Source organism: Xenorhabdus griffiniae (genome assembly GCF_037265215.1).
GTDB lineage: Bacteria > Pseudomonadota > Gammaproteobacteria > Enterobacterales > Enterobacteriaceae > Xenorhabdus > Xenorhabdus griffiniae.
In genome coordinates, this window is sequence record NZ_CP147737.1 from 375,261 (window position 1) to 400,257 (window position 24,997).

The following is a 24,997-nucleotide window of genomic DNA, read 5'->3' on the forward strand; positions in this document are numbered from 1 at the left end:
ATTTCGTGAAAGACTTATTGAAGTTTCTGAAAGCGCAAACCAAGACCGAAGAGTTTGATGCGATCAAAATTGCTCTGGCCTCTCCAGATATGATCCGTTCGTGGTCATTCGGGGAAGTAAAAAAGCCGGAAACTATTAACTACCGTACGTTCAAGCCTGAGCGTGACGGTCTTTTCTGTGCGCGTATTTTCGGGCCAGTAAAAGATTACGAATGCTTGTGTGGTAAATACAAGCGTTTGAAACACCGTGGTGTGATTTGTGAGAAATGTGGCGTTGAAGTAACCCAGACTAAAGTTCGTCGTGATCGTATGGGTCACATTGAACTGGCATCTCCAACCGCTCACATTTGGTTCCTGAAATCTCTGCCATCCCGCATCGGCTTATTGCTGGATATGCCTCTGCGCGATATTGAACGCGTACTGTACTTCGAATCCTATGTGGTTGTTGAAGGGGGGATGACCAGCCTTGAGCGTGGACAAATCCTGACTGAAGAACAGTATCTGGATGCACTGGAAGAGTTCGGTGATGAATTTGACGCAAAAATGGGTGCAGAAGCCATCCAGGCTTTGCTGAAAAGCATCGATCTGGAAAACGAATGTGAAACCTTGCGCGAAGAACTGAACGAAACCAACTCTGAAACCAAGCGTAAGAAGCTGACCAAGCGTATTAAACTGCTGGAAGCGTTCATTCAGTCTGGCAACAAACCAGAGTGGATGGTTCTGACCGTTCTGCCAGTTCTGCCACCGGATTTGCGTCCACTGGTTCCACTGGATGGCGGCCGTTTCGCAACTTCAGACCTGAACGATCTGTATCGTCGCGTGATTAACCGTAACAACCGTTTGAAGCGCCTGTTGGATCTGGCAGCGCCAGATATCATCGTACGTAACGAAAAACGTATGTTGCAGGAAGCGGTTGATGCGCTGCTGGACAATGGCCGTCGCGGTCGGGCAATTACCGGTTCCAATAAGCGTCCACTGAAATCCCTGGCAGACATGATCAAGGGTAAACAGGGCCGTTTCCGTCAGAACTTGCTGGGTAAACGTGTTGACTACTCAGGTCGTTCGGTTATTACCGTAGGTCCATACCTGCGTCTGCATCAGTGTGGTCTGCCTAAGAAGATGGCACTGGAGCTGTTTAAGCCATTTATTTACGGCAAACTGGAACTGCGTGGCCTGGCGACGACTATCAAAGCCGCCAAGAAAATGGTTGAGCGTGAAGAAGCGGTGGTATGGGATATCCTGGATGAAGTCATCCGTGAGCACCCTGTTCTGTTGAACCGTGCACCTACCCTCCACCGTTTGGGTATTCAGGCATTTGAACCCGTTCTGATCGAAGGTAAAGCTATTCAGTTGCACCCACTCGTGTGTGCGGCATATAACGCCGACTTCGACGGTGACCAGATGGCTGTTCACGTACCGTTGACACTGGAAGCTCAGTTGGAAGCGCGTGCGTTGATGATGTCTACCAACAACATCCTGTCTCCAGCGAGCGGTGAACCTATCATCGTTCCATCTCAGGACGTTGTATTGGGTTTGTACTACATGACCCGTGACTGTGTTAACGCGAAAGGCGAAGGCATGGTTCTGACTGGTCCTAAAGAAGCAGAACGCGTATACCGCGCAGGTCTGGCTTCTCTGCACGCCCGTGTCAAAGTTCGTATCACAGAAGAAGTGAAAGACGGTGAAGGTAATGTCACTGTCAATACAGGATTGGTTGATACGACCATTGGCCGTGCCATCCTGTGGATGATTGTACCGCGTGGCTTGCCATACTCATTGATTAACCAGCCACTGGGTAAAAAAGCTATCTCCAAGATGCTAAATACCTGTTACCGCATACTGGGTTTGAAGCCAACCGTTATTTTGGCTGACCAGACCATGTATACCGGTTTTGCTTACGCTGCTCGTTCAGGGGTATCCGTAGGTATTGACGACATGGTTATTCCTGAGAAGAAAGAAGGCATCATCGCGGAAGCAGAAGCGGAAGTGGCCGAAATTCAGGAACAGTTCCAGTCAGGTCTGGTAACTGCTGGCGAACGTTATAACAAAGTTATCGATATTTGGGCTGCGGCGAACGAACGTGTTGCTAAGGCGATGATGGAAAACCTGTCTTCTGAAACAGTGATTAACCGTAACGGTGAAGAAGAACAACAGGTTTCCTTCAACAACATCTTTATGATGGCCGACTCCGGTGCGCGTGGTTCTGCTGCTCAGATCCGTCAGTTGGCGGGTATGCGTGGCCTGATGGCAACGCCAGATGGCTCCATCATCGAAACCCCAATTACTGCGAACTTCCGTGAAGGTCTGAACGTACTCCAGTACTTCATCTCAACCCACGGTGCTCGTAAAGGTCTTGCGGATACCGCATTGAAAACGGCGAACTCCGGTTACCTGACCCGTCGTCTGGTTGACGTTGCCCAAGACTTGGTTGTAACTGAAGATGACTGTGGTACTCACGACGGTATCCTGATGACCCCAGTTATCGAAGGTGGTGATGTTAAAGAACCACTGCGTGAGCGTGTATTGGGACGTGTAGCGGCGGAAGACATCCTGAAGCCAGGCACAGCGGACATTCTGGTTCCACGTAACACGCTGCTGAACGAAAAATGGTGTGATCTGTTAGAAGAGAACTCCGTTGACAGCGTGAAAGTACGCTCCGTAGTAAGTTGTGAAACTGACTTTGGTGTTTGTGCGAACTGTTACGGCCGTGACCTTGCTCGTGGTCACCTGATCAACAAAGGTGAAGCGATCGGTGTTATCGCAGCACAGTCAATCGGTGAACCAGGTACACAGTTGACGATGCGTACGTTCCACATCGGTGGTGCGGCATCTCGTGCGGCAGCAGAATCCAGCATTCAGGTACGTAACAAAGGTCATCTGAAACTGATCAACGCGAAATTCGTTACGAACTCAGCAAGCAAACTGGTTATTACCTCTCGTAATACCGAATTGCGCCTGATCGACGATTTCGGTCGTACCAAAGAGAGCTATAAAGTTCCTTACGGCTCGGTATTGACGAAAGGTGATGGTGAGACAGTAGCTGGCGGTGAAACCGTTGCAAACTGGGATCCACACACCATGCCAATCGTGAGTGAAGTATCCGGTATTATCCAGTTCTACGACATGGTTGATGGTCAAACCATTACCCGTCAGACGGATGAACTGACTGGCCTGTCTTCACTGGTGGTTCTGGATAGTGCAGAGCGTACTGGTAGCGGTAAAGACCTGCGTCCGGCACTGAAAATCGTAGACGCTCAGGGTAACGACGTTCTGATCCCAGGTACAGATATGCCTGCTCAGTACTTCCTGCCGGGTAAAGCGATCGTTCAGCTGGAAGATGGTATGTCCATCTCTGCGGGTGATACATTGGCGCGTATTCCTCAGGAATCTGGCGGTACTAAAGATATCACCGGTGGTCTGCCACGCGTTGCGGACTTGTTCGAAGCTCGTCGTCCGAAAGAGCCTGCTATCCTGGCAGAAATCAGCGGTATTGTTTCCTTCGGTAAAGAAACCAAAGGTAAGCGCCGTCTGGTTATCACTCCGCTGGATGGTGGTGAACCTTACGAAGAGATGATCCCTAAATGGCGTCAGCTCAACGTGTTCGAAGGTGAGGTTGTTGAACGTGGTGACGTGATCTCCGATGGTCCAGAATCTCCACATGACATTCTGCGCTTGCGTGGTGTTCATGCTGTTGCTCGTTATATCACTAACGAAGTACAGGAAGTTTACCGTCTGCAAGGCGTTAAGATTAACGATAAACACATTGAAGTTATCGTTCGTCAGATGCTGCGTAAAGCAACCATTGCGAATGCGGGTAGTTCCGAATTCCTTGAGGGTGAGCAGGTTGAATACGCACGCGTTAAGGTTTCGAACCGCAAACTGGAGCAGGATGGCAAAGTACCAGCTCTTTTCCAGCGTGACCTGTTGGGTATCACCAAGGCATCATTGGCAACAGAATCCTTCATCTCTGCGGCATCGTTCCAGGAAACAACCCGCGTTCTGACTGAAGCAGCTGTTGCTGGTAAACGTGATGAACTGCGTGGCCTGAAAGAGAACGTCATCGTTGGTCGCTTGATCCCTGCGGGTACAGGTTATGCTTACCATCAGGATCGCATCCGTCGTCGTCAAGAAAATGAAGTGGTTGAAGCGCCACAGTTTAGCGTTGACGAAGCCACTGCAAACCTTGCTGAATTGTTGAATGCAGGTTTTGGTAGCAGCAGCGATAACGAGTAATCGTGATGCATAGCATACCCTATATAGTATAGCTAGTCGTAAAATGCCCTCTCCTGGTAGAGGGCATTTTTTATTGGATGGAAAATTAAAATGAGACGAATTATTTATGTTCTTACAAAAGGTCTCTTAGCACTTTTGATATGTTTTTCTAATCAGGCTTTATCGCAATACCACGATTTCCCACATTATCATTACATGGAAGTGACTAAAGAGAGTGAAATTTATTCTTGGGTAGGTGAGCATATCATTAAGGTTGGTTTATTCAAGAAAGGGCAAGTCCTTAAAGTTGCTGAAGAAGAAGGGGAAGAAAATGGTCACTATGTGCTTCATTTCGGAAATGGAAGAGGTTATATAGATAAAGAAAATTTAAAGGAAATTAAGCAATCTGCATTCCCCAGTGATCCCTTTAGCATTGATCCCTTTCACAAAAAAGCAGCCCAAAACTTGATGATAATTAAGGCAGCTCAAGTTTATAGCACACCTGATACGGATAGCCAACCAATTGCCGTTTTGAGGGAAAATCTCCGCTATCCGGTTTTAGATAAATTACAAGATCCTTTCCATCATACTTGGTACGAAATTAATTTGGGTGATCGATTAGGTTACATTAGTGATCGGGATGCTGAACTGGATAATGGTATTCCTTTATTAACCTATCATCATATTCTTAAAGATATTAAACGTTTTTTACATAGCTCAACAACAACATCCTTGACTGCTTTTCGTGAGCAGATGGCGTATTTGAAGCGAGCAGGTTATATCACAATTTCATTCTATGAATTAGAAGGCTACCTAAATGGCTCCATTAACTTGCCGGCAAAAGTGGTTGGTTTAACCTTTGATGATGGGTTGAAATCCGTTTATCGTTATGCCTATCCCATTTTGAAAGAAAATGGTCAGAAAGCTACACTCTTTATTATTTCATCCAGAATTAAACGCCACCCGCAAAAATGGGATCCGGATACCTTGCAATTCTTGAGCCTCCCAGAATTGTATGCCATGCAAGATGTATTTGATTTTCAATCTCATACCCATTTCTTGCATCGTTTTAGCAAGAAGAATCAAAAACCCATACTATTAAGTCGGTCATATCATAATATCCTGTATGATTTCAAACGTTCCAAACGGGTATTATCGCAATTCAATCCGCATGTGTTTTATCTCTCTTATCCTTTTGGTAGATATAATTTAAAGGCAATGAAAGCGGCTAAACAAGCTGGATTTCATTTGGCCGTTACCACGGTAAAGGGAAAAGTTAAATTGGGAGATAATCCCTTTTCTTTGAAACGGTTATATATATTGCGCACAGATCCGATTGAGAAAATGGCAAAAATGATTGCTAATAAACCTATTTAACGCCTCCACTATCGCTTAGTAATTGAATGTATACCAATCTAACTTCAAGATGCGTGTGATTTCTCCCCCGCAAAGCGAGGAGAAATCACATTTGATATAGTGTTGTAAATTGCAACTTGAAGTTTAATGCCTATAGGAAGGATTGTAAGATCATGTAATTGCTAAATAGCAAGAGAATGTTTTAATATGATATTTTTCATTGAGGATAGAAGTGATGGATTTCTTGGGATTAATATTGGAAATCTTTTATAGGATCATAAAGTGCACTATTAAGTTTTTTGCATGGATATTTAAGATTACCATGAAGGAAAGAGTAATTTCATTACTTTCCATAGGGATTTTATTTTGTATTATATTTTCATTCATAATACCTAGATTTATTTTTGGTATTTTACTGTTACTCATGTTTATCTATTTGATTTATAAATTTCGTGGAAAAATAAATAATTATCTGAGTAAGAAAGGGATTATGGGTTACTTTAAGTAAGTATGATGTTGGTAATACTATGTAATGAAAATTTATCCAATAAGGATAATGAACGTATTTTTTAAGAGCCTATTCCTTTAGGCTCTTAAGTTTAATATCTCGCTATAATGATTTGATGAATTTATTTTTTGTTTTTTATCGCCTTAATAAAAGTTTCCCGCGCAGTTGGAGAACCAAGTCGTTCTGCTTCATCTAACAGTTTCAATGCCTTATCAACATCACCATTGTTAATAGCGCTTTTGATAGCGTCATTGAAATACCGTTCGGTATCGTTCAGTACAGGTTTAACTACTGGGGCATCAGGCGGGGTTGTCCTTATCGGCGATGCAGATACTGTTTGTGTGGAACCAACTGTGACGGGTTTAGGTGAAGGAGAAGAAAATACCTGGCCTATCAGGATATTACCTGCATTGCTTTCTGATTGCACTTTCAGCGTCAGTATCCCTGTTGCTGTATGGCGAGCGATCGGATCTGGAATATCCGGCACAGAATTACCGACACCTTTGGCATAAGCCTTAGCAGGATCAACCATTTGTGTCGAAGCTTGTACATCAGAACGAGTAGTGTAAATCAGCAAATAGATGCGTTGTTGTCCCAATGCTGGTGTCAGCTTTAACACCCCTTCAAGCCTATCGGTGGACATAATACTGGGTTGTTGATAGCGGAAGTAGTGGCTTGGATAGAAAGCCGCAGGGTGGAGTTGTTCATCAAGAACTAAAACATTCGGTGAGTATACCTGCTTATCTTTTATCAGACTGTTCAGAGTAATTTCCAATGAACCCTGATTGGCTGGTAAAGCAAATGTAGCTACCGCACCCTGAATATGGCCATCATTAAGCTGCTGTGATGTGCTATCAAGAATAATAGTCTGTGTGCTATGAGTATTAATGGGCTGCCACTGTAATTTCTGCAAGGTTGGCAAGGACAACGTTGGGGCAGAGTTGGTTGTCTCTATGCCAGATTTAGCTGTGTCAGACAGTGCAGCATCTGATGTAGCATAACCCGCCGGAATTAAGTTGCAGAGCAGGGCACTGAGACAAAGTGAGAGTAATTGCTTTTTCATTACCACCAAGCCTCAAATTGGGCGCCAAAGGTAAACTCATCGCTGTTCCCACGACTGAATTGATGGGCTGCTGTATCTTTGGCGGCAATGCCACCGTCATAACCCCATTTTTCATTCCATTTGGAGTAAGAAGTAAATAAACGGATAGCCGGACGTGACCAGATGCTATCACCCGCTTGCCACTGTTGAGCCAAAGTAATCTTGAACTGATCGTTATTTGCTTTGGTTCGTTGTGACTTCACATGATCATAACCTACTTCCATTAAGGTACTCATTATTGGCGTCCATTTATACATTGGGCGGACACCCACGGTGTACCATGTGTTGCCATTGTTATTGTCGAGGTCAATGTTTTGATACATGGCGGCATACATGAGATCCCATTTCTTGGTGATACTAATAGCACCATGATTCAGAACGCGCAGCATATGCCCGTCATTATTCACATTAGCACCTTCGGCACGGCCATTGCCGCTAGATGTCATAGCGTCGGTTGCGTACTGTAAGACAAATTTGTTGAAACCACCTAACAGGCTTTGGGTATGTTCGGCAGTCAGCATCACACCGTCTTTAGGTGCTTGTTTATCAAGATGGTATTCCTTACGTGTATTCGCACGTCCATAATCAATACCAAGTTCCAGTGTACCGCCAGCATTAACGGGTAAGTTGGCTAACCGTATATCAAAAATGTCATTTGAAGTGTTTGGGGCTTCCTTGCGTTTATCATCAATCCACCCATATGAACCGCCTTCTTCTGTATTGCGGGTTACGGCGAAGGAAAGCTTACCAAACCCAAGGTCAATATTTTCCAATCCTGCACCAGGACCGGAAATATCCCAGTAATAGAAGTCGATCATATGTACATCGTGACGCTGGTAGAAACGTTTACCCGCCCACAGTGTTGAACCAGGCAACCAATCAATAATATTGGTTGCTTTCACGTTGACTTCACGAAAACCAGGTTTGGTATCTTCCCAGTCTTTTTGTTGGCTGACGGAATAGGCTAAATTGGTATCAAAATAGAAACTTTTATTCCCTTCTTTCCATAACTCTTGTCCTAACTTAAGTTCGGCGTAGGTTTCACATTCGTTACCGAGACGGTATTTACTTGGCGCACCAGTGACTTTGGCACATTTCTGTTCACCGCCATTACCAGTCCAGCCAATTCCTGAACGGGCATAGCCATGGAAGTCAATAGCAATAGCTTGCGTGGATAATAAACCAGTCGTTAGCATAGCCAATGAGAGAGACAATATACGCATAATGATTCTCCTGTTATTTTTATGGCCGCGGATCTAGATTCCGGGTTCTTTATGTAAACGCTGACATGCAGTTCCATCTTCACGGAAAAGATGACATCGGTGGGGAGCGAGTCCGATAGAGAAATCTGCACCTTCTTTAACGAGAACAATATCAGGTTGGCGGTAAACCAAGTTTTGATGAATGGCTGGTATGCGGATGTGAATCTGAGTTTCGTTCCCCAGTTGTTCCACGATCTGTACTGTCCCCTCTAACGTAACATCGGCTACATCATTAGGCAAAAGATGTTCGGGGCGAATTCCCAAAGATACATTACTCCCGACAGTTAGCCCTTTGCTTTCAACAGGTAACCAAACGGGCTGACCGTTAGGCAGGATGATCTGTACCTGATCAACAGCCATCGCTGAGACTTTGACTGGCAGGAAATTCATTTTCGGTGAACCAATGAAACCTGCGACAAAGCGGTTGGCGGGATAGTGATAAATTTCAAGTGGCTTACCAACCTGAGCAATATTGCCCCCATCCAGAACCACAATTTTATCTGCCAGAGTCATGGCTTCGGTTTGGTCATGAGTGACATAGACCATCGTACGTTGTAGTCGCTTGTGTAGACGTGAAATTTCAATTCTCATCTGTACACGCAGAGCCGCATCCAGATTAGAAAGCGGTTCATCTAGCAGAAAGATATTGGGTTCAGCAACAAGTGTTCGGCCAATGGCAACTCGCTGGCGTTGACCGCCAGATAATGCCTTGGGGCGGCGATCCAGTAGATGGGCAAGCTGGAGAGTTTCTGCAACTTGTTGCACTCGCTTTTGGATATCGCTTTTTTTGACACCTGCCAGCTTCATACCGAATGACATATTGTCTGCAACAGAGAGATGGGGATATAACGCATAAGATTGAAAAACCATGCCGACACTGCGTTTGGCGGGTGGAACATCATTCATTCGCTTTCCGTCTATCAGCAAATCACCAGACGTAACGTCTTCCAACCCCGCGATCATCCTTAGCAGCGTCGATTTCCCACATCCTGATGGGCCGACAAAAACGACGAATTCTCCTTCCTGAATATCAAGATTAAGATTTTTGGAGATGACTGTTTCACCATATGATTTAGATACATTGCGGAATGTGATGCTAGACATTTGTTCCCTCCCTCGGATTTACCGCCTCAGTTTTCTGTTCGTTTCTTATGAGTCTTCGTTTTCTATTTATCGCAGCGAGAAACTTAATGGAAAACTGATGGCTGGATTGTGTATAAAACACCAAGCGCGAAAATCCTCCATTCCATAATTTTTGATGGTGGAGGAGTCAGGAGGACGAGCTTAATGTGATTGAGAAAGGAAGAAGAAAATTGTCAGATAAGATGTGATTTAAATCGCAAAAAAGGGCACCGTCTTGGTATTAAGGTTCTGATTTCAATTGTTTTTGTAAGCAAGTTCACACTCATACAGTATGAGGCGTAGAACAGGGGAGGATGAGTCTTTTTTACATTGATTGCACACTGGTGCCATTTTATCACGATGTAACAAAGATAATTATCTTAAACTAACAAATGAAAAAGGCGGAATGATGACCAAGAAAATTTTAAAAGTAGGGACTCGTACCCTGATGCTTTCCGTTCTAACAACATGTGTATTGTCTGCTTCGGCTTTTGCAAAGCCGGAAGAAGGGAAGTTGGTCATTTGGATCAATGGTGATAAAGGTTATAATGGACTGGCACAGGTTGGTGAGAAATTTGCAAAAGAAACGGGAATTCCTGTCACTGTTGAGCATCCTGACAAGCTGGAAGAGAAATATACCCAGATTGCAGCCAGTGGAGATGGGCCGGATATTATTTTCTGGGCACATGATCGTTTTGGTGGCTATGCCCAGTCAGGATTAGTGGCTGAAATCACGCCTGATAAGTCATTTATTGATAAGCTATTTCCTTTTACATGGGATGCCGTTCGTTATGACGGAAAATTGGTAGGATACCCTGTCGCAGTTGAAGCTCTTTCTCTTATCTACAATAAAGACTTAATTAAATCTCCGCCCAAAACCTGGGAAGAAATCCCTGCCTTAGATAATGAGCTGAAAAAGCAAAATAAAAGCGCAATTATGTTCAATTTGCAGGAACCGTATTTTACTTGGCCGCTGATTGCTGCTGATGGTGGATATGCCTACAAGGCAGAAAACGGGACTTATAATGTTAAAGACAGCGGAGTGAATAATACTGGCTCTAAAGCGGGGCTGACATTTTTGGTTGATTTAGTCAAAAATAAACACCTCAATGCGGATATCGATTACTCCATTGCCGAAGCTGCCTTTAATAAGGGCAAAGCAGCAATGACGATTAATGGTCCCTGGTCATGGGCGAATGTCGATAAAAGTAAGATCAATTACGGTGTTGCACTATTACCAACTTTTAAAGGAAAGCCCTCTAAACCTTTTGTTGGCATTTTAACGGCGGGAATTAATGCGGCCAGTCCTAATAAAGAGTTAGCGAAAGAATTTTTGGAAAATTACCTGCTTACCAATGAAGGATTGGCAACGATGGATAAAGATAAGCCGTTGGGAGCAGTGGCTTTGAAATCCTATCAGGAGATCCTGGCGAAAGATCCGCGTATTGCTGCCACGATGGCAAATGCCCAAAACGGCGAAATTATGCCGAATATCTCCCAAATGAGTAGTTTCTGGTACGCAATGCGTAGTGCTGTGCTTAACACAGTCAGTGGGCGCCAGACAGTAGAGGCTGCTCTCAATGATGCTGAAGCGAGAATGACAAAATAAACGAATGACAGGCTCCTAAGTTTAAGGAGCCTTCGCCCTTATTGTGATAGGTGTTGGATAATCACAATTGTTGGTAACAGGAAGTGCAAGATGTCAGCGACATTAGAAAAAACAGTATGGTGGCAGCATCCTGCCCTGAAATGGTTTGCTGTAGGTTTTTGCCTACTTTTTACAGGTTATCTGGTTGTGCTGATGTATGCACAGGGAGAATACCTGTTTGCTATGGTGACACTGGTATTGTTGGGAAGCGGTATCTATGTTTTTTCCAACCGGAAGGCGTATGTTTGGCGTTATACCTACCCTGGAATTGCTGGAATAGGGATATTTATACTGTTTCCGCTTATTTGTACGATTGCTATTGCTTTTACAAATTATAGCAGTACCAACCAATTGACGTTTGAACGCGCCCAAACGGTATTAATGAGCCGCCATTATCAGACAGGAGAGCCATTTAATTTCAAACTCTATCCGGTATCTGAACAGTGGGTTTTGGCGTTGAGCGTCCCCGATAGCACTCATTCATTGATCTCTGAGCCTTTTTCTCTTGCGGGAACGGAAGAAATTATTCTGCCTCTCCATGAACAGGAGCAAAAATTGGAAGGCAATGCTGCGACGTTGCGTACTATTACTCAGTATCGGCAGGCATTGAACCAACTGGTCGTTGTTCTTCCTGATGGTAGTAAACTGAGAATGAGTTCCTTACGTCAGTTCTCTGCTATAAATCCTCTTTATTCCCTTGATGAAGATGGCGTTACGCTGATCAATAACCAAACGGGTATAAGATACCAGCCGAATATGGAGACGGGGTTCTACCAATCCATTAATGCTAAAGGAGAATGGGATAAGGAAACGTTAAGCCCTGGATTTACTGTTTCTATTGGTTGGAAAAACTTCTTACGGGTGATACAGGATGAAGGTATCCAAAAACCTTTCCTGTCCATTTTTGTTTGGACCGTGGTTTTCTCCCTATTGACAGTGGTATTGACGGTAACATTGGGGATGATTCTCGCTTGTATTGTGCAGTGGGAAGCGCTTAAAGGACGAGCAATTTACCGTGTACTGCTTATTTTGCCCTATGCTGTTCCCTCGTTTATTTCCATTCTGATTTTTAAAGGATTATTTAACCAGAGTTTTGGTGAAATTAATTTGGTGCTAAACGGATTGTTTGGTCTTAAACCGGACTGGTTCACAGATCCGACACTAGCTCGAACTATGTTGATTATTGTAAACATGTGGTTGGGCTATCCCTATATGATGATTCTTTGCATGGGGTTGCTGAAATCTATCCCTGATGATCTTTATGAAGCATCGGCGCTTGATGGTGCAGGGCCATGGCAGAATTTCACCAAAATTACCTTTCCATTATTGATTAAGCCATTGACTCCATTAATGATTGCCAGCTTTGCTTTTAATTTTAATAACTTTGTTCTGGTTCAACTGCTAACTACTGGTAAACCTGATCATATTGGTACATCGACACCGGCGGGTTATACCGATCTTTTGGTGAATTACACCTACCGTATCGCATTTGAAGGTGGTGGTGGACAGGATTTTGGTCTGGCTGCCGCAATTGCAACATTGATCTTCTTATTGGTGGGTGCATTAGCCATCATCAATTTGAAAACTGCCCGCATGAAATTTGATTAAGGAGGAAAGAAAATGGCGATGGTACAACCAAAATCGCAACGATGGCGGGTATGGGGGACACATATATTGATGCTGGCTTTTATTGCCCTGATTTTGTTCCCCTTGCTGATGGTCATTGCAATTTCTTTACGTCCGGGTAATTTTGCTACGGGTAACCTGATCCCAGATACCATTTCATGGGAACACTGGAAGCTGGCATTTGGTTATAGCGTGGAATCTGCTGATGGACACGTTATGCTCCCCCCATTTCCGGTCATGCAATGGCTTTGGAATTCTGTCAAGGTTGCCTTGATTACTGCCACTGGTATTGTGGCATTATCAACGACGTGCGCTTATGCATTTGCTCGAATGCGCTTTCGTGGAAAAAGTACCTTACTCAAAGCGATGTTAATTTTTCAAATGTTTCCGGCGGTACTTTCTTTGGTGGCACTATATGCATTGTTTGATCGATTAGGAGAATATATTCCTTTCCTTGGTCTCAATACCCACGGTGGTGTGATTTTTGCCTATTTGGGTGGAATTGCTTTGCATGTATGGACGATAAAAGGTTATTTCGAAACGATAGATCGTTCTCTGGAAGAAGCCGCTATGTTGGATGGAGCGACATCGTGGCAAATTTTCCGTTTGATACTGTTGCCACTTTCTGTACCTATATTGGCGGTGGTATTTATTTTGTCGTTTATTGGCGTGATCACCGAAGTACCTGTTGCATCTCTGTTATTACGTGATGTGGACAATTACACGCTGGCGGTGGGAATGCAGCAATACCTTCACCCACAGAACTATCTCTGGGGGGATTTTGCTGCGGCGGCTGTGCTTTCTGCTATCCCTATCACGGCAGTTTTCTTACTTGCCCAACGTTGGTTAGTCGGTGGATTAACGTCGGGAGGTGTGAAAGGCTAATCCTCTTCCCCAATCATATTTATCTATACGCATTAAACTTCAAATTGTAATTTACAACACTTTATTAAATCTGATTTCTCCCCGCGAAGCGGGGAGAAATCACACGCATATTGAAATTAGATTGGTATAGATATGATTGGGGGTGTTTCTTGCTACTTGGCTACATATAACTGTGCGCTGAGTCAGTTATTAACCCTGTTTTCGGCACTCTCCAATTGTTTTTAACAAGTCATTGATATGAGCATCCGCAAACATCGTTTCCAACGTGGAAGTCAGTTTTCGTCGCCAGTTGGGATACTCCTCTGTTGTGCCAGGGATATTAACGGGACGTTCCATATCCAGCCAATCTTCAGGTTGTAATCCTAACAAGGCACAGGCGCTATGGGCTATATAGCGGTGTATGCTTTGATTTATAGCATGTGACATCGGATGTTCAGCTGGTGCCTGTGATATCGCTCCCTGCAATGGGAAGAGGGTATCTGTTTTGGGCGATAAATAGCCGTGACGATTTAAACTGGTTAATAACGCTTGCTTGCAGCGTTTGCGTTCCGAATATAAATCAGCAAGAAGAGCTTTATCAGGGTATAAACCGATGGAGTCTCCTAAAGTGAGATCTTCATTTTGCCAGAATCCACGTAAGGTAGGTAAATCATGGGTTGTAATAGTTGCCATTGCTTGCACGGGATATTCATCGGGGGAACGGTATTCACCTTGCTCATTGCGTTCGAAATAAAATACCTTATAGGAATAAACACCTCTGTCCCGTAACTTATCGACAATTTCTGCCGGTACGATCCCCAAATCTTCGCCTATCACCAGGCAATGATTGCGCTGGCTTTCTAATGCCAATATTGCCAGCAGATCGTCAACTGGATAATGGACATAAACGCCTTTATCGGCAGTTTCTCCTTGTGGTATCCACCAGAGTCTGAGCAATGACATCACATGATCGATACGCAATGCACCGCAATGACGCATATTGCTACGCAATAATTCAATGAAAGGTTGATAGGCTTGCGCTTTTAATACATGGGGATTCATTGGCGGTAGCCCCCAGTTTTGTCCCAGAGGTCCCAGAATATCGGGTGGTGCTCCGACGGATGCCTTAGTGCAATAGATGCTTCGGTTACACCAGGTTTCTGAACCCCCTTGCGCTACTCCAACGGCAAGATCACGGTAAATGCCAATTGGCATGTGGTGGGTTTGGCTGGTAGTGAAGCACTCGGCAAGCTGAGTATCAGCCAGCCATTGCAGCCAAAGGAAAAACTCTATCTCCTGTGGATATGAATGGCAGAATGCCTTAACTGCGTCATTTTCTGGTTCACGGTATTCGTCCGGCCATACAGGCCAGCCCCAATAAACATTATTTTCCCCATATAACTTATGGTGTAGGGCATCGTAAGCAGCTTGATAATAAAGATTCTTGCCTCCTTTGGTTACAAACTGTTGGAAAGCGATCTGTTGGGGATCATCGCCAGAACGGTGCTTAAATTGCGGATAAGTCAGACGCAATGCAGCCATTTTTAGAGACATGACTGTGGTGTAATCAACCCATTCCGCCTGGCGGGCTTGCTGGAGTTTGGATTGTGTTTCCGTTGAATGCCACCACTTTTGTGCTTCGATGCTATAACTAAAATCTTCTACTTGGTGCACGGCAATATAGATGATATTGAGCCAGTGGCGAGAAGATGGACTGTAAGGGCTGGCATTTTCCGGCATTGCGGGATATATGGCATGAAGAGGATTTAGGCCAACAAAGGCACCACCACGCTGTGCCAGTTCTTGCAGCATATATCTCAGATCACCAAAATCACCAATTCCCCAGTTATTTTCCGATCGCAGGGTATAAAGCTGGACACAAGCACCCCAAAGTTTTTCCCCACGTGTTATGGCATCGGGTTCGTAACAACGTTCAGGGGCAACAATAAGTTGTATAACGTATTGCCGACAGTCAGTTTCTGGTTTTTCCTCCAATATCAGGTTCAGCGTGTGGTATCCCAAAGGGAGATTGGCGGGCAACGTGAGTTGATGTTGGCAGTGGCCATGAAATATCTCCCCTTGTTCAGTATGTATTTGCCACTGGTAATTATTTGTATCTTCCAGAGGCAAGGTTATCCTTTGTGCCTGAATAACCACCTTAACATTAGGTAGGGGAGAAGCATGTAAATGAGAAACCGGCCTCCCGACCGGTATATCTGTACTCATGGCTTCCAATATTTGATGCCTGATTTCAGCGGGGATCGCCTGGGGTTTTCCATAGGCATTAATATATTCGCTGACAATGCCGGCCTCAGTTGCCAATTCATTGAGGCAGTTTTTTTCCATACTAAACCCTTATTTGGTTTGCCAGATACGTTGTTGATAATCCTGAATAGCGCGATCAGAACTAAAGTTACCCATTCGAGCGGTATTGAGTACAGTACTGTACGTCCAGCCTTGGGTATCGCGATATCGAGCATCAATTTGCTTGTGAGCGTGGCAATAAGAGGCAAAATCAGCCAGAACTAAATAAGGGTCACCACCGTCAGTCAGGCTATGTAACATAAGATCAAATGCGTGCGTATCTCCGTGGCTGAATTCACCCTTAGCAAGGGAACCAAGGATATCTTTCAGATGCTGATCCTGTTGAAGTATATCTTGCGGATTGTAGCCACTGTTTAGTAAAGCCTTAGCCTCTTCTACGGTCTTACCGAAAATAAAGATATGGTCGTTTCCAACTTGTTCGGCTATTTCGACATTCGCGCCGTCCAGTGTCCCAATGGTCAGTGCGCCGTTTAAGGCCAATTTCATGTTACCTGTACCAGAGGCTTCTTTGCCTGCTGTAGAGATTTGTTCTGACACATCGGCTGCCGGGATCATCAATTCCGCAGCGGAAACATTGTAATCGGGGATAAAGGCAATTTTGATGCGATCACGGACAAGCGGATCATGGTTGATTTTTTCGGCGGCATGATTGATGGCAGAGATAATATTTTTCGCCAGATAGTAACCGGGAGCCGCTTTGGCACCAAACAGGAAAACACGAGGATGAATATCCAAGGCCGGATTTTCCTGGATTTGTCGATAAAGTGACAAGATATGGAGTAGGTTCAGATGCTGACGTTTGTATTCATGCAGTCGTTTTATCTGTATATCGAAAATGGCATGGGGATCAATTTTGAGTCCCATGACCTTGTTGACATAGTTGGATAGGCGAATTTTATTGTTTTGCTTAACGGTTCGATAGGTGTCACGGAAGGCAGCATCATCGGCATAAGGTTCGAGCTGTTTTAAGGCGGCAAGATTATTTACCCATTCCTGACTTAATGTTTGGTCAATTAATGAAGAGAGTGCAGGGTTGCACTGTTTTAACCAACGACGTGGAGTTACCCCATTAGTCACATTGTGGAATTTAGTTGGCCACAATTGATGATATTCAGGGAACAGATCGGTCACGATCAAAGATGAATGCAGGGCTGCAACTCCGTTGACGGCAAAGCAAGCGACAACACACAGGTTAGCCATTCTGACTTGATTGTCATGGATAACTGCCAATTTTTCCCAGACTTGTTGGTTATCAGGCCAAATTTGCTCTACGGTTGTTTTAAAGCGTCGGTTAATTTCCTGGATGATGCGATGATGGCGTGGCAGAAGATCACTCATCAATTGTTCATCCCAACGTTCCAAGCCCTCTGGTAGCAAAGTATGGTTGGTATAGGCGAAAGTTTTTCCTGTGATTTCCCATGCGGTTTCCCAACTTAATTGGTATTCATCAAGCAGAAGACGCATCATTTCAGGGATTGCGATAGTGGGGTGGGTATCATTCAGTTGGATAACTTCGTATTGTGCTAGTGCTTCTATTTTTCTCCCTGCCTGTTGGTGGCGGCGCAGAATATCTGCCACGGCACAAGCACACTGAAAATATTGTTGCATCAGGCGCAGTCGCTTACCTGCCTGATGATTATCATTTGGGTAGAGAACTTTGGTCAGGCTGGCGGCTTCAATGCCTTGCTGTTCGGCATGTAGGAACTGCCCATCATTGAAGAGTGACAGATCAAAGGGGTTATCGTATGTGGCCTGCCACAAACGAAGTGGCTGGGTTACGCCGTTGTTATACCCAATCACGGGTAAATTCCAGGCTTCACCAATGAAAGTAAATGCGGGGAGCCACTTTTCATCGCCATCGGCCGTTGTCACGATCTCGCCACCAAAATTGACGCTCACTTTTAATTGCGTGTTATGGCGAAGCCACGGATAGGAGCTACGTTCCCAATCATCAGGCATTTCAATTTGTTGCCCTTTTTTAAAGGATTGGCGGAAAAGACCATACTGATAATTAAGACCATACCCAATAGCAGGTTGGTTGAGTGTCGCCATTGAATCGAGAAAACAGGCAGCTAATCTTCCTAGTCCACCATTACCCAATGCGGGATCGGTTTCTTCTTCCAGCACGTCACTCAAAATGATGCCATATTCTGCCAGATAAGACTGAATATCGTCATACCAACCAAGATTCAATAAGTTGTTGGCTGTCAGTCGGCCTATCAGAAATTCCATCGAGATATAGTTCACGTGGCGTTGGTTGTCACAGGATGGATTAGCATGGCTTTGCTGAGTGGATAGGGGGAGTAATTCAGAGACGGCGGCACTGATAGCCTGCCACCACTGATGTGGCGTCATTTCCTGAGCTGAGTTGAGACCGAAATATTGCCATTGGCGTGTGAGCGCGGCCTGAAATAAGGCTTTATCGAGTTTCGGGTTTTTATCTAATGCAGATGTTTTCAATGTAGATAGTTGCATGGCGTTGCATCCTGTCACTAACTGAGGAAAGTTTGGTGAATTATTTACAGGGATATGCTGAAGGTTAGTGGCTTGGGAAACATCATCCCGTGAAAATATTCGCGGGGGAGGAGCGCAAGGGCGTAGCTATTTCTTTCGAGCTTTTTCGCAATTTCATAGAAAAATAGCAAGGTTGCAAGCAAAGAATGTGACAAGGTGCAATTTAACACAATGAAATTAATCAACTTGTTTGCAAAAGATGGGCGTTTCTCTACATTTGTTGGTCGTAAAGGAATGTTAATGTGTAAGTGACTTAATAGTGTCAAACAGAATTCAGGTATCAGTTTTATACGTATAAAGCTTCAAGTTGCAATTTACAACACGCTATGAAGCCTGATATCTCCCCGCTTCGCGGGGGAGATATCACATGCATCTTGAAGTGAGATTGGTATATTCGTTGCTTTTATGCATTACGTGTGAGGGGAGAAATTTAATGCTTATCCCATCGAAACTCAGTCGCCCTCTTCGACTCAATAATATGGTTATGCGGGAGCGCCTGTTGGAAAAGTTCAATGAAATTCAGGATCATCGACTGGTATTGATAACCAGTCCCGCAGGGTATGGCAAAACGACCTTGATGTCACAATGGGCTGCCGGACAGGAACATCTAGGATGGTATTCTCTTGATGATAGTGATAATCAGCCAGAACGTTTCGCTAGCTATCTGATTGCAGCCATTCAGCAGGCAACGCAGGGACACTGTGTGAAAAGTGAGATATTGGCCCAGAAACATCAATATGCCAGCTTATCTGCACTGTTTGCGCAATTATTTATTGAACTTAGCGAATGGCAGCAACCGATTTTTCTGGTGATCGATGATTATCATCTGATCGTGAATGGGATTATTCATGAAGCAATGCGCTTTTTTCTCCGCCACCAACCCGAAAATTTAACATTAGTGGTTCTGTCACGCCATTTGCCCTCGTTGGGAATTGCCAACTTACGCGTGCGTGAACAGTTATTGGAGATTGATAGCCAGCAGTTGGCTTTTGATTATCAGGAAACCCAGCAATTTTTTGCCAAGCGGTTAGCCAATCCATTGGCGCCTGAACACTGCGAACAGTTATGTAATGACGTTGCTGGGTGGGCAACGGCCTTGCAACTGATTGCCCTTTCTGCCCGTCAATCCGGTAATACGACTGAAAGTTCAGCAAAGCGACTGGCGGGAATTAATGCCAGTCATCTTGCTGATTACCTTGTGGATGAAGTGTTAAACCGAGTGGATCAGAAGACACGGAATTTCTTGTTGCATAGTTCTATTCTGCGTTCCATGAATGATGGGCTGATTAATTGCCTGACGGGAGAGGAAAATGGTCAGCAACGTCTGGAAGACATTGAACGGCAGGGGTTATTTATTCAGCGAATGGATGATTCTGGTGAGTGGTTTTGTTTTCATCCCTTGTTTGCTTCATTTTTGCGCCAACGTTGCCAATGGGAAATGGCAGCAAAATTGCCCGAATTACATAGAGCAGCCGTGCAAGGATGGCTGATGCAGGGATATCCAGGGGAGGCGATTCATCACGCCCTGGCAGCAGGAGATACTATCTTGTTACGGGATATTTTGTTGCAACATGCCTGGGAGTTATTTAACCACAGTCAACTTTCCCTATTGGGGGAGTGTATGAATGCACTGCCGTATGAACAATTACTGGAAAGCCCTCGCCTGGTACTGTTGCAAGCGTGGTTGGCGCAAAGCCAGCATCGTTACTATGAGGTAAATGCATTATTGAATCAGGCAGAGCAATCACTAAGGCAGAAGCAAATCGCCATAGAGCCGGAATTATTGGCAGAGTTTGATGCTCTGAGAGCGCAAGTGGCGATGAATGATGGGCGCCCCGCAGATGCCGATGTTTTGGCCGAAAAAGCGTTAGCGAACTTACTTCCAAATAATCAATATGGCCGTATTGTGGCGATGTCAGTAAAAGGAGAGGTTTTGCATTGCCATGGTCAGTTGGTCAGCGCATTGGCATTAATGAAGCAAACGGAGCAGCTTGCCCGCCTTTGTCATGTTTATCACTATGCTTTATGGGCGTTATTGCAACAAAGTGAAATTTTACTGGCACAAGGTTATTTGCAAGCGGCTTATGATACCCAGTCCCATGCTTTTGATTTAATCCGTGAACAGCACCTGGAGCAGTTGCCGATGCATGAGTTTCTATTGAGGATCCGTTCACAACTTTTATGGTGTTGGGCTCGTATTGATGACTCAGAAGAGGCCGCGCGTCAAGGGTTGGAAGTGTTGGCCAATTACCAGCCACAGCAGCAATTACAATGTCTTACCCAACTGGCGAAATGCTCTTTAGTTCGGGGTGATATTGATAACGCTCGCCGTTACTTAACCCGTTGTGAAAATTTACTGAGTAATGGACAGTATCACCGCGATTGGCGAACAAATACTGACGAGTTGCGTGTCATTATTTGGCAGATTCTGGAAGATAGTGATTCCTTGACTCAATGGTTGGTACAGGCAGAACGACCAGAGAGCTTTTGTAACCATTTCAATCAAAATCAATGGCGCAACATTGCACGGGCTAAAATCTTACTGGATCAGCATGAGGAAGCTGAATCTATTCTGGTGAAACTAAATGAATATGCCAGAAAATTGGCATTGGTCAGCGATTTGAATCGTAATCTGCTGTTGTGTAATTTGCTTTATTGGCAGCTTGGACGTAAGGCAGAGGCTCAGGATGTTTTGATGGAAGCCTTGAATTTGGCTAACTGTACAGGCTTCATCAGCCATTTTGTTATTGAAGGTGAGTTGATGGCGTTGCAATTGCGCCAGCTTATTCAACTGAATATCTTGCCTGAAATGGAACAACATAGAGCACAGCGTATTCTTCGGGAAATCAATCGACAGCATCGGCATAAATTTGCCCATTTTGATGAAACGTTTGTAGAACAATTGCTCACTCATCCTGACGTACCTGAGCTTATTCGTAATAGTCCACTTACTCAGCGTGAATGGCAGGTGCTAGGGTTAATTTATTCTGGTTACAGCAATGATCAAATTGCTACAGAACTGGATGTCGCAGCGACCACGATAAAAACGCATATACGTAATTTATATCAAAAAATGGGAATTGCTCATCGACAAGAGGCGATTCAGCAGGCCCAGAAATTAATGCGAATGATGGGATTAGGGGTTTAATTATTAATTTCTAAATGTAATTTGTCCTGCATTTAATATAATCAATAGATATTAATGAATAACTATATGATTTTTCAAATTTAAATTAAATTTTAAATTTGCTTAATATTTTTTATGGTATTTTCGTGATCGAAATAAAATTTGGATGTGCTTAATCTAGTCTCATCACAGTAAGTAGGGTTTTTCGTTGTTTTATATAACGAGTCGTTTAATGTAACTAATAGTGGTGAGGCATTATGGAAAACAAAAACCATCTTGAAAGCATGCTTTCTCGTTTTATCGGTCATGGCCCTTATTTGATCATTGATGGTGAAAAATATATTGACGCGGCATCGGGAACTTTTAATTTGCCGCTCGGCTATACAAATCATCGGATTGCAGAAAAACTGAAACAACAGATTGATAGATGTACACATTTAAGCTCGGCTTATACACGTGAAATGTCGCAATATATTTTAAGTAAATTAATTAAATATACACCTAAAGGTGTTGATCGCATCTGGCTGCGAGATGTTTCTGGATCGGGGGCCGTTGAATGTGCTATCCGCATAGCGCAAAAATCAACGGGACGCTCAGGCGTTATTTCACTTTTCCTTGCTCATCATGGGCAATCTCTTGCTACAGCTCAAATTTCTGGCAATGCATTCAGAATTAAAGACTTCCATATAAATATTGATGGTTCAATAAAAATTCCTACGCCAGCCAGTGTCCTGGCAGGGCAATCGCAGCCGAGCGAAGAACAATTTGTCGATTTAGAACAGTTTATTCAATTAGGCTCTAATGACAATATTGCATGTCTGATTATTGAACCGATTCAGGGGAATGGTGGCAACATGGTTTTCCCTGTGGCTTTCTACCGGAAGCTTAGAGAAATCTGTCACCAGCATGGCATTATCATTATTGCGGATGAAGTACAAACAGGTTTTGGCCGTACAGGTACGTTCTTCGCATCGACGGGTTATGCCAAAGAATTGGAACCAGATATCATCGTCTTTGCCAAAGGTGCAGGGGGTGTCGGTATTCCAACAGGGGGGGTATTGATGCGTCATTCACTGGATATCCTGGAATCATTCGAACATTCCAGTACCTCTGGTGCTAACCCGCTCTCTTTAGTTGCCCTCAATGAAATCATCGACATTATTGAAGATGATCACGTTTTGGAAAATGTGCAGCAAAATGAAGCCTATCTGCGTGATGGTTTATTGAAATTACAGGAGCAATATCCCGAAATCACGGGAGTGAGAGGTGTGGGATATATGTATGGTTTTGATACACCAAACCCAGATTTTGCAGCGCAGGTGATTGCTACTGCTAACCGTCATCACTTGATCTTGCGTGGCTCTCGTTATGGTAAAGGCAAGGCAATCAAAGTTCGCCCACCACTGATTTGTACACAGGAGCATTTGGCAGAAATTCTCCATAAACTGGAACTGACTTTCTCAGAATTAACCACTCTCGCACAGGTACATAAGGAGGCGGTATCATGTTAGCACTTAAATATCATCAAACCTGGGATGTTGAAATCCAGCGAGTTGAACCTTTATCTTGCACTGAACCCGATGATGTTGTCGTTGATATTGCAGTGTGTGGTATTTGTGGCACGGATGTGGGCATTATCACGGGTGCTTATCCTGTTGCAATTTCAGGAACCACTTTGGGGCATGAAACCACTGGCGTGGTATCCCAAATTGGCAGTGGTGTTACTCAATTTCAGGTGGGTGATCGTGTTGTTGTTAACCCAACTTACTTTTGTGGGCATTGCCGCATGTGTCAGACGGGTAGTCCTAACCATTGTGAGAGAAAACTGGGAACAGAAGCCGGAGTTTCTTATGATGGCGCGTTCGCAGAGCAATATTTGGCAAAAGAAAATTTGCTTATCAAGCTGGATGATCATGTCAGTATGGAGGAAGCCTCACTGACTGAACCACTAAGCTGCACAATAACTGGCGTGGATAAGCTGGGGATCTCTCATACTAATATTCGTGCGGCAGTGGCAGGTGCTGGCCCGATGGGGATGCTGTACATTTGGGCGTTGCATGAGCGGGGTGTAAAAGCCTTTATGGTCGAAAAGAATGAAAACCGAATTCAGTTTGCAAGAGATAATTTGCCGCCGGAATGCCGGTTGTATTCTGACTTTAATGAAGCATTAATGCAGGAATATGGTGATACGTCAGCCCTGATTGATTTATGTGTGGATACGACGGGGCAATTGACTGAATATATTTTTGATCATCTGGCACCGGGTGGAAAATTATTAAATGTTGCGCTGAAAGATAAACATGCCAATTTGGATATTATGAGAATTGCAGATAAAAGTCTTTCAATAATAGGTTCCATTGATTCCCTGAATAATAGTTTTGAACGTGCCTATGCCATGATCCGGGATGGTGTAATCCCTGTTAAGCGTTTTATCAGCCAGATTTTTGATTTCAAAGATTACCAGCAAGCTTTTCTGACTGTCGGTTGTGATATTGCATCGAAAACACAAGTTCCTCTCAGTGCACCAAACTGCAAGGTATTAATTCGTATTTCTGATCTAAAATAATGGATTATTTTGAAGGACGACTTCGATGAATAGATGCAATGTTATTTTTGATATCGACGGAGTTATTGTCGATAGTGAACAACTGCATTTTGATGTATTGCTTGATGTCTTAAGTAATGAATTAGGAGAACAGGCACCTACTCAAATAAGTAATATCCAACCTCAGCAATTAATTGGACTAAGTTTGGTGGAAACCTTAGATAAAGTTGGTGTTCCTCCCGCAATGCATCAAGATATTACCGAGAAAATTATTTCGCGTTACCAGGAAAAATTGTCTATACGCTATTTGCGTCCCGGAGTTACTGATTTAATTGCCGCCTTACAACAAGATGGCACTAAATTTGGATTTGTTTCTACCGCGCCACGTAATGTGTGTCTGGCCAATCTTAGTTTGTTGGATCTCCATGAACCACCGGCTTTGATTTCTGGCGATGATGTGGAAAGAACTAAACCCTTCCCTGATCCTTATTTGGCTATGCTGAAATTGAAAAAGATGGATGTTCAGCAAACGTTGGTGATTGAAGATACCGATTTGGGGATCGCGGCGGCAAAGCAGGCGGGTATTCCGTGGATATATGCCTGGCCCCATGCATTGTCAGTAGCAGAGCAGTATGAACAGGCTTCCTGTGTTATTGAGAAATTAATGGATATTCCCCAGTTTTCAGGAACAAATATAAAGTGATTTTTTATTGAAGACCACTATTTGGCGCTTTCCGCCAGAACGGGTGGAAAGCGTTGTTTTAAAGGGTGTGGTTTGAAGGAATAG

General features: G+C 44.0%; 14 protein-coding genes. 9 read left to right on the forward strand and 5 right to left on the reverse strand.

The window, feature by feature from the left end; genetic code table 11:
* The first annotated feature begins 5 nt into the window (after positions 1-5).
* On the forward strand, positions 6-4,232 hold the full coding sequence (rpoC, locus tag WDV75_RS01720; protein WP_189759075.1) for a DNA-directed RNA polymerase subunit beta': 4,227 nt from the start codon (positions 6-8) through the stop codon (positions 4,230-4,232).
* Positions 4,233-4,322: 90 nt separating this feature from the next.
* Complete coding sequence (locus WDV75_RS01725; RefSeq protein WP_420497543.1) at positions 4,323-5,588, forward strand: polysaccharide deacetylase family protein; 1,266 nt, start codon at positions 4,323-4,325, stop codon at positions 5,586-5,588.
* Positions 5,589-6,196: 608 nt separating this feature from the next.
* Here the strand turns inward: WDV75_RS01725 and malM are convergent.
* The 3 genes from malM to malK are packed head-to-tail and all read right to left on the reverse strand — an operon-like array spanning position 6,197 to position 9,543.
* Entirely contained in the window at positions 6,197-7,138 is a 942-nt protein-coding gene (malM, locus tag WDV75_RS01730) for a maltose operon protein MalM (protein ID WP_273570631.1), read from the reverse strand.
* Positions 7,138-8,400, reverse strand: coding sequence for a maltoporin (locus WDV75_RS01735; RefSeq protein WP_273570632.1), 1,263 nt, complete (start codon positions 8,398-8,400; stop codon positions 7,138-7,140). Before WDV75_RS01735 ends, malM begins: the two co-directional genes overlap by 1 nt.
* 33 nt (positions 8,401-8,433) lie before the next feature.
* Positions 8,434-9,543: a maltose/maltodextrin ABC transporter ATP-binding protein MalK gene (gene malK / locus WDV75_RS01740; RefSeq protein ID WP_273570634.1), complete on the reverse strand. Its 1,110-nt coding sequence runs from the start codon at positions 9,541-9,543 to the stop codon at positions 8,434-8,436.
* 427 nt (positions 9,544-9,970) lie between these two features.
* Between malK and malE the strand changes: the two genes are divergently transcribed.
* The 3 genes from malE to malG all read left to right on the forward strand — a co-directional run bounded on the left by malE (position 9,971) and on the right by malG (position 13,720).
* Positions 9,971-11,170 (forward strand): maltose/maltodextrin ABC transporter substrate-binding protein MalE, encoded by a 1,200-nt coding sequence (gene malE, locus WDV75_RS01745; protein ID WP_273570636.1) that lies wholly within the window; start codon positions 9,971-9,973, stop codon positions 11,168-11,170.
* Positions 11,171-11,260: 90 nt separating this feature from the next.
* Complete coding sequence (gene malF, locus WDV75_RS01750) at positions 11,261-12,817, forward strand: maltose ABC transporter permease MalF (protein ID WP_273570638.1); 1,557 nt, start codon at positions 11,261-11,263, stop codon at positions 12,815-12,817.
* Positions 12,818-12,829: 12 nt separating this feature from the next.
* Positions 12,830-13,720: a maltose ABC transporter permease MalG gene (malG, locus tag WDV75_RS01755; RefSeq protein WP_189759082.1), complete on the forward strand. Its 891-nt coding sequence runs from the start codon at positions 12,830-12,832 to the stop codon at positions 13,718-13,720.
* A 189-nt stretch (positions 13,721-13,909) separates the two neighbouring features.
* Here the strand turns inward: malG and malQ are convergent, their stop codons facing one another.
* Together malQ and malP are read right to left on the reverse strand one after the other, a co-directional pair.
* Entirely contained in the window at positions 13,910-16,045 is a 2,136-nt protein-coding gene (malQ, locus tag WDV75_RS01760; RefSeq protein WP_273570639.1) for a 4-alpha-glucanotransferase, read from the reverse strand.
* Positions 16,046-16,054: 9 nt separating this feature from the next.
* Positions 16,055-18,499, reverse strand: coding sequence for a maltodextrin phosphorylase (malP, locus tag WDV75_RS01765; protein ID WP_273570641.1), 2,445 nt, complete (start codon positions 18,497-18,499; stop codon positions 16,055-16,057).
* Between the two features lie 472 nt (positions 18,500-18,971).
* Between malP and malT the strand changes: the two genes are divergently transcribed.
* From malT to WDV75_RS01785, 4 genes are all read left to right on the forward strand, one after another.
* Positions 18,972-21,686, forward strand: coding sequence for an HTH-type transcriptional regulator MalT (gene malT, locus WDV75_RS01770; protein WP_273570643.1), 2,715 nt, complete (start codon positions 18,972-18,974; stop codon positions 21,684-21,686).
* A gap of 236 nt (positions 21,687-21,922) precedes the next feature.
* A complete protein-coding gene (locus WDV75_RS01775) occupies positions 21,923-23,176 on the forward strand; it encodes an aspartate aminotransferase family protein (protein ID WP_273570645.1) in 1,254 nt (417 codons plus the stop codon).
* A complete protein-coding gene (locus tag WDV75_RS01780; protein ID WP_273570646.1) occupies positions 23,170-24,231 on the forward strand; it encodes a zinc-dependent alcohol dehydrogenase in 1,062 nt (353 codons plus the stop codon). The genes WDV75_RS01775 and WDV75_RS01780 overlap by 7 nt, the downstream gene beginning before the upstream one ends.
* A gap of 25 nt (positions 24,232-24,256) precedes the next feature.
* Entirely contained in the window at positions 24,257-24,913 is a 657-nt protein-coding gene (locus tag WDV75_RS01785; protein WP_273570647.1) for an HAD family hydrolase, read from the forward strand.
* Positions 24,914-24,997: the final 84 nt, after the last annotated feature.

Bases quoted from the DNA above. Each gene is read 5' to 3' on its own strand.
- malE (WP_273570636.1), top strand. From the start codon at position 9,971: ATGACCAAGAAAATTTTAAAAGTAGGGACTCGTACCCTGATGCTTTCC.
- malG (WP_189759082.1), top strand. From the start codon at position 12,830: ATGGCGATGGTACAACCAAAATCGCAACGATGGCGGGTATGGGGGACA.
- malT (WP_273570643.1), top strand. From the start codon at position 18,972: ATGCTTATCCCATCGAAACTCAGTCGCCCTCTTCGACTCAATAATATG.
- WDV75_RS01735 (WP_273570632.1), bottom strand. From the start codon at position 8,400: ATGCGTATATTGTCTCTCTCATTGGCTATGCTAACGACTGGTTTATTA.
- WDV75_RS01775 (WP_273570645.1), top strand. From the start codon at position 21,923: ATGGAAAACAAAAACCATCTTGAAAGCATGCTTTCTCGTTTTATCGGT.
- WDV75_RS01725 (WP_420497543.1), top strand. From the start codon at position 4,323: ATGAGACGAATTATTTATGTTCTTACAAAAGGTCTCTTAGCACTTTTG.
- malF (WP_273570638.1), top strand. From the start codon at position 11,261: ATGTCAGCGACATTAGAAAAAACAGTATGGTGGCAGCATCCTGCCCTG.
- malQ (WP_273570639.1), bottom strand. From the start codon at position 16,045: ATGGAAAAAAACTGCCTCAATGAATTGGCAACTGAGGCCGGCATTGTC.
- malK (WP_273570634.1), bottom strand. From the start codon at position 9,543: ATGTCTAGCATCACATTCCGCAATGTATCTAAATCATATGGTGAAACA.
- WDV75_RS01785 (WP_273570647.1), top strand. From the start codon at position 24,257: ATGAATAGATGCAATGTTATTTTTGATATCGACGGAGTTATTGTCGAT.
- malP (WP_273570641.1), bottom strand. From the start codon at position 18,499: ATGCAACTATCTACATTGAAAACATCTGCATTAGATAAAAACCCGAAA.
- WDV75_RS01780 (WP_273570646.1), top strand. From the start codon at position 23,170: ATGTTAGCACTTAAATATCATCAAACCTGGGATGTTGAAATCCAGCGA.
- malM (WP_273570631.1), bottom strand. From the start codon at position 7,138: ATGAAAAAGCAATTACTCTCACTTTGTCTCAGTGCCCTGCTCTGCAAC.